Genomic DNA, 1,731 nt, shown 5'->3' on the forward strand with positions numbered 1-1,731 from the left:
AAAGACATACCCTAAGTTTTTATTGATTTTATGCGGTTTTTGACGAAAAAAAGCTTGCCACCCCTGCTGTTTTTGGTACGATTGAGGTAACCACACACCCAACCAAAACAAAGGAGTGACAAGCTTGTTACCTCAATTATTAATCAAAATGTCTCAAATAATCAAGATCCAATATCAAATCATTGTTTATTTACTAGGTGTACTTTTTGGAAAGTCCCTCACAGACTGGGATGACGAAGAACCCATGAATCAATCGTATCAGAAACTCCAAGTCGATGAACTGCCTGTCATCGAAACGCTTCCACGTTTGGATTATCATCAACTTCTTGTCGAATACGAACAACAACACGGGAAACCATTGAAACCGATTAAAAGGCACGCAAACACGAAAACGACAGTACCCGATGCGTTGACGTGTCCACAATGCCAAGCTCCTTCTGCGTACGTGTACGCCAACAACGGAGGCAAAGGTCAGTATCAATGCAAAGTATGTCGTTGCCGTTTCAACCCTCGCAGCCGTTTTGCCAAACAAGTGATTTTTCGGTGCCCACATTGTTTAAAGGCACTCGAGAAAATCAAAGAGCGCAACGATTATTACATCCATAAATGCAAAAATGATGATTGTTCGTTTTACCAAGCAAACTTGCGGCGGATGACGCCTCAGGAAAAAGAACAGTTTCAACACGCGCCGTATGCCTTTAAAGTTCGCTATCTTTATCGCGAGTTTCTCTTTGATTTCAAGCCGTTGGCACCGTCGTCGCCGATCAAGACCAAAGTGGATGTATCACGTCTTTCGGTGTCCTCTCACACGCTCGGGCTGATCTTGACGTATCACGTCAACTATGGACTCTCTGCGCGAAAAACGGCGAGCATCATGAAAGACGTCCATGGGTTGTCGATTTCTCACCAAACGGTCATCAACTATGCCAATAGTGTTGCGCTGATCGTCCAACCTTTTGTGGATCGTTTTCCGTATGAGTTGTCTGGATCCTTTTGTGGCGACGAGACGTATATTCGCGTCAAAGGGCGCTGGCATTACTTGTTCTTTATGTTTGATGCCGTGAAAAAGGTCGTGTTGTCGTATCGGATCTCACCAAATCGGGATACATTCTCTGCCATCCGTGCGATCGATGACGTCCTCAAAAAGCTACCGTCGATTCCTGAAGACTTGTCTTTCGTCGTGGATGGCAATCCAATTTACTTGTTAGCTCAGCACTTTTTCGCCCAACACGGAATTTCTTTCGATGTTCGCCAAGTCATCGGACTGACAAATGATGATCCCGTGTCCGAGGAATATCGACCACTCAAACAGATCATCGAACGATTCAACCGAACGTTTAAAGGCAACTACCGACCCACTCATGGATTTGGCGCAGAAGAAGGCTCGGTTTCTTTTGTCACGCTCTTTGTGGCGTATTTCAACTTCTTACGCCCACACAGTGCCCTAGAAAAACGAGTGCCTGTCGTCATCCCAGCATTAGAGAGCCTTCCGCATATGCCGGCACGTTGGGCAAAGCTCATTGTCATGGCTCAAGAGATGTTGACCCAACAAGCGGCATCCTAAGGACGGATTCGGCGAAGCGAACCCTTGACCATCCGAACCTCGCCAAAGGTAAAATCAGGATAGGGCAAGGGCTGCTTTCCTATGCCCTTCTTTTCTGCCCTTGCCCTTACTGACCGTTTCTCTCCTTTGGCGAGTGTTGGTCAAGGGCGAATCCGATCCCATCCTCC

1 protein-coding gene is annotated in these 1,731 nt (G+C 46.6%); it reads left to right on the forward strand.

Going from position 1 to position 1,731, the window contains the following annotated elements; genetic code table 11:
• Positions 1 to 124: 124 nt before the first annotated feature.
• Complete coding sequence (locus CS060_RS13915; RefSeq protein ID WP_035047772.1) at positions 125 to 1,564, forward strand: DDE-type integrase/transposase/recombinase; 1,440 nt, start codon at positions 125 to 127, stop codon at positions 1,562 to 1,564.
• Positions 1,565 to 1,731: the final 167 nt, after the last annotated feature.

It is taken from the genome of Anoxybacillus flavithermus (genome assembly GCF_002742685.1).
GTDB lineage: Bacteria > Bacillota > Bacilli > Bacillales > Anoxybacillaceae > Anoxybacillus > Anoxybacillus flavithermus_E.